The sequence below is a fragment of the Burkholderia sp. JPY481 genome (assembly GCF_038900515.1).
GTDB classification, from domain to species: domain Bacteria; phylum Pseudomonadota; class Gammaproteobacteria; order Burkholderiales; family Burkholderiaceae; genus Paraburkholderia; species Paraburkholderia youngii.
In genome coordinates, this window is record NZ_JAYMRT010000071.1 from 1 (window position 1) to 4,559 (window position 4,559).

General features: G+C 59.0%; 2 protein-coding genes and 4 pseudogenes. 2 read left to right on the top strand and 4 right to left on the bottom strand.

Going from position 1 to position 4,559, the window contains the following annotated elements; all coding sequences use genetic code 11:
* Window positions 1-165, bottom strand: a 165-nt coding sequence (locus tag VSR82_RS39440) for a transposase (RefSeq protein ID WP_498858865.1), incomplete at its 3' end; no start/stop codon positions are given.
* Window positions 166-239: 74 nt separating this feature from the next.
* Here VSR82_RS39440 and VSR82_RS39445 point away from each other — a divergent pair.
* Window positions 240-1,265 (top strand): IS110 family RNA-guided transposase, encoded by a 1,026-nt coding sequence (locus VSR82_RS39445; RefSeq protein WP_176137999.1) that lies wholly within the window; start codon window positions 240-242, stop codon window positions 1,263-1,265.
* Window positions 1,266-1,563: 298 nt separating this feature from the next.
* On the opposite strand, the pseudogene VSR82_RS39450 reads toward VSR82_RS39445, so the two are convergent.
* A pseudogene (locus tag VSR82_RS39450) lies at window positions 1,564-2,785 on the bottom strand (ISL3 family transposase).
* Window positions 2,786-2,919: 134 nt separating this feature from the next.
* Window positions 2,920-3,129, bottom strand: a pseudogene (locus VSR82_RS39455) (transposase); the annotation flags it as partial.
* Between the two features lie 126 nt (window positions 3,130-3,255).
* Here VSR82_RS39455 and VSR82_RS39460 point away from each other — a divergent pair.
* A pseudogene (locus VSR82_RS39460) lies at window positions 3,256-3,596 on the top strand (IS5/IS1182 family transposase); the annotation flags it as partial.
* Between the two features lie 790 nt (window positions 3,597-4,386).
* Here VSR82_RS39460 and VSR82_RS39465 read toward each other — a convergent pair.
* Window positions 4,387-4,559, bottom strand: a pseudogene (locus VSR82_RS39465) (ABC transporter ATP-binding protein); the annotation flags it as partial.

Sequence of the window (4,559 nt, forward strand, 5' to 3'; positions counted from 1 at the left end):
GTCCTGATACAGCTTGCGCCAGTGAAACAGCTGATTCGGATTGACGCCGTGCTGGCGTGCAACCATCGAGACCGACTTGCCCGGCTCGAAACTCTCCCGCACCATCGTCAGCTTCTCTTCAGCTGACCACCGCCGCCGGCGCTCCGGCCCCGTCAACACTTCCATCACTAATGACATGGTCCGCCCCGCCTCACCGGGCAGGTTACGCTGAAGGAGCTCACTCGTAACTGGAGACCATCATGGACCATGCGACGCTCGTTGGGATCGACCTTGGCAAACACAGCTTTCACATCCATGGTCAGGACAGCAAGGGTAACGCTGTGCTGCGGAAGAAGCTTGGGCGCAAGCAACTGATCGAGTTCTTTGCAACCTATGCGACCTGCACGGTCGTCATGGAGGCGTGTGCAGGTTCTCACTTCATGGCACGCAAGCTGGCCACGTTCGGCCACGAAGTCAGACTGATTTCGCCGCAGTTTGTGAGGCCATTCGTAAAGTCAAACAAGAACGACTTCGTCGATGCCGAAGCGATCTGCGAAGCTGCATCGCGCCCGGCCATGCGGTTCGTAACGCCGAAGACCGAGTCACAGCAAACGCTTTCGGTGCTACACCGCGTGCGTGAATCGATGGTGCGCGATCGCACGAGAACGATCAACCAGATGCATGGCTTTCTGCTCGAATTCGGCATCAGTCTGCCGGTCGGCAAGACTGGCGTCGAGCGACTGTCGGAGCTTCTCAGCTTCCATCCGTTGCCGCCCCGGCTTGTCGCGATCCTTGAGCGGCTTCACGAGCACTACAAGTACCTGCAGCAGCAGATCGGTGAGATCGATCGCGAGGTGGCGCAGCAGCTCGCCGACGACGACGTCGGACAAAGACTGTTGAGCATTCCTGGTATCGGGCCGATCACTGCAAGTGTGCTTGCCTCAGAAATCGGCGATGGCAAGCAGTTCAGATGCAGTCGCGATTTCGCGGCCTCGCTTGGCCTTGTTCCCCGCCAGTACAGCACAGGCGGCAGATCCAAACTTCTCGGCATCAGCCGACGGGGTGACAAGAAGATCCGCAGTCTTCTCGTCCAGTGCGCCCGGGCCTATATGCGATGCCTGCAGAAGCGAGCCGGCCACCTCGCGGACTGGACACGTGCACTACTGATGCGACGCCACTCAAACGTGGTGGCATGCGCGCTGGCCAACAAGCTGGCTCGCACCGCCTGGGCTATCGTGGCACGTCACACCACCTTTGATCCAAGGGTTGCGACAGCATCGGCTTGAATCAACGCAGGCTAACCCTCTCTGCTTTTGCGACGACTGAAACCTGATGACGTGAACGGCACACCGGCCTGCGGAACACCCCGGCAAGCAAAGAGGCTCCTGAAGCCGCACAACTTCATGGGGGCCGCGGGCGCGAACTTCATCGAGGCGCGGGGAACAGTCCCCACAACGACGCCGGATAGATTCGAGCAAGCCAACACAGCATCAAGCGTCAGGGTTGCAAAACTGGGGCGGACCATAGATTCTTGCTTGTTGTTAGTCAAAAACACAGTCGTATGCCTACCCGCTATTTTAAGGTTCATCGAGGATTACCGGGGAACGCGGCGCGGATTTTGAGGAAGAAGTACTCCTCGTCGCGGTACCCGTAAGCCCGGCGCTTGATGACCTTGATTGTGTTGTTGATCCCTTCAACGACACTGGTGTTGAGTGGGTGGCGGCAGCGCGCCAGGATTCCATGCCAGTAGCCTTGCAGGCGCTGTGCGAACAGTTGCAGGGCGGCGATACCGCTTTGCCTGGCCTGCTCAAACCACTGCTCCCAGGCCTTTTGCGCCCAGGCAGGCTTGCGGTAGAACCAGAGCCGTTTCAGTTCGTCGCGCAGCACGTAGACGCATAACAACGGCTGGTTTGCTGCCAGCAGTTCCTTCAGATGCACCGACTGCTCGGGTTTCAGGTTGCGGCGGTTGCGCAGCAGCAGCCAGCGACTGGACTTCAGGACCTTGCGCGCTGGTCTGTCATGGCGAAGCTGGTTGGCCTGATCGACGCGCGCGCGATCGATGACTTCACGCCCGTATTTGGCGACGACGTGGAACAGGTCGTAGACAACTTCGGCCTGTGGGCGATGCGGGTTGATCTCCAGCTCATAGGCCGTCGTCATATCGATGGCAACTGCCTCGATGCGCCCAGCGACGCCTTCAGGAAGCTGCTCGAAGAAGGCCCGGGCCGTTTCGCGCGAGCGCCCCGGCCCGATCCATAGCACCTGGGCGGCCGATCGGATCGACCACCACCGTGGCGTAGCGGTGGCCCTTATGCAGCGCGAACTCGTCCATCGCCAGATAGCGGATCGCCGACCAGTCCGGGTCGGCCACACGGGCACGCAGGCGCATCTTGTCGATCGACTTGACCGTGTGCCAGCCCAGATCGTAGAAGGCGGCCACCGCCTGTACGCTGGCCGCCTGCAACAACTTCTCGCACGCCTTGGCAAAGCGCTCCGTTACCCGCTGGTAGCGGCCCAGCCACTCCAGCTTCTCCAGCCGTGGACCACCACAGCTCTCGCACCAGACCCGGCGGCGGGGCACGTGCAGCACTACCCGATATTCGAACAGTGGCAGATCACGCACGCGTCGCACTGTCGTCTCATGAATCTGCGAACAACGCGCTCCGCATTGCTCACAATGCATGACCCGGCCCACCGGTTTCAGATAAAGCGAAAGCGTGTGGTTCTCGCCCTGTGGCCACTCTACGCGTTCCAGCCGGTAGCCCTTGCAGCAACCCAGCGCCTGCAGTGCCTTGCGATCGAGCAATCTCCCCCCTGATGTCCCCTGAATTCAGGTATCAGGTTACGCAATTGGTGAAAATCGCTCCACGCTTTTCTACGAAGAACTTTTTTTTGCAGCGCGTTGTCCTCGCGCAGTTGCCGGTTTTCCGCCTCGATCTACCGGATACGCTGCTGCTCAGCCGTCAGCGGCTTGCCCTCGCCGGGGCCGCCAGCACGCTCTGCATCGTACTGCGCCACCCAGCGGCGCACGGCTGTCTCAACAAGGTCCATCGACCGGCACACTTCGCTGACCGATAGCCCTTGGTCTCGCACCATCCGTACTACTTCCAGCTTGAAGCTGGCGTCAAATTGTCGGCGCCTTCTTGTCATCTTGCTCTTTTTCCTCGTCGATTCTGGATTGTCCTCCTATCGACCCGTCCGAGGAAATTAGACCACTACATCCTGCAGCCTTACTTGCAACCCGATAATTACTAAAGCTAATTGAGGGATGTTGTACTAGTCCCGCTGATTGAGGCCATCGTGCCGATCGGCGGCAGGCGCAGGCGGCCTTTGAGCCGTCCCTCGCCGCGCCAATGCCGAACGCGGTTACGACCACGACAAATACTACGCGCTCTTCGCGCGCGCACTATTCCAACTTGCATCGCGCGGCGTGGTCACCCGCATCGCAGTGGACCTAGGAAAGTCCGTCGGGTTGCCGAGCGTACGCATGCCCGACCGCATCATTTCCGTCGTCTGCTATTCGCTTCGAACGTCGCGCTGCTATTCACGAAACGTTCCTCAAACTCGGCTGTTGCTCGATCTGCTGGAAGACTCTTCAGCGCGTTCAGCAGTCCTTATGCAACCTTCTCTTAGCAATAAGCACGGAACTCGTGAATACGTGGCCACGACAGAAAGTCGATGCTGGATCGGTCCAGTCGAGTTAAGCGCGCGAATAGCATCGTTCGAATCGAATCGTGCATCATGCATGATGTAGAAGACGCACAACCCGCCGAGGAGACTTCCGCCTACCAAGAGACAGTAAGAAGACCTGTGCTACGCGGTCGACAGGGGGTAAAACAGTCGATCTCCTGCTGCGTGTGCCCATCGCGACAAGACCGCCGCGCGATGTTACTTCGAGAAGGCGAGCAGACAGAAGGATGAACCCGGAAGAATCCTAGAGCGCCATCCGGTTGCGCTCGAAACGCTCGATGCCGGCCCGCGCACGACAGAACAAGCGGCCGAACAAAATCATCGAATAGTCGTGGTATCTGACCAGCTCCGGCAAGTACGCAGAGTGCTTTGCCCCATACGATTCCGTAACTGCTCCAACGACATTCCGGAAACGCTTGTATTGCGTAAACGTCGCTCTTAAGGGCCCATTGGCAGTCAGCACTAGACGGCCGCTGATTTGTAATATCCAGATTGAACGCGTCTGGATCGAACCTACCGCGCAACACCGGTGCGGAAAGTGATCCCGCTTAGGCACTGTCGACCTTAAAGCGATGGTGCGAGAGATAGCCATAGTCGTAGATGCCTGTAAATGATCTAACGTGCCAAGCGCGCTTTTTGATCAGCGTGACCTCGGCATCGGCGGATCGTTCGGGAAGCCGGGACCCGACTTACCATAGCCAGTATCACACAACAGCATTATTCTCCGAGGTAAGCGGCCCGAACCTTCGGATCGTCGAGCATCTGTTTCGCGTCGCCCGACATCGTGATCAGACCGGAGTCCATCACGTAGCCACGATTGGCCGCCTGCAGCGCGAGACGCGCGTTCTGCTCGACGAGCAGAACGGTCATACCTTCGGCGGAAATCGAGC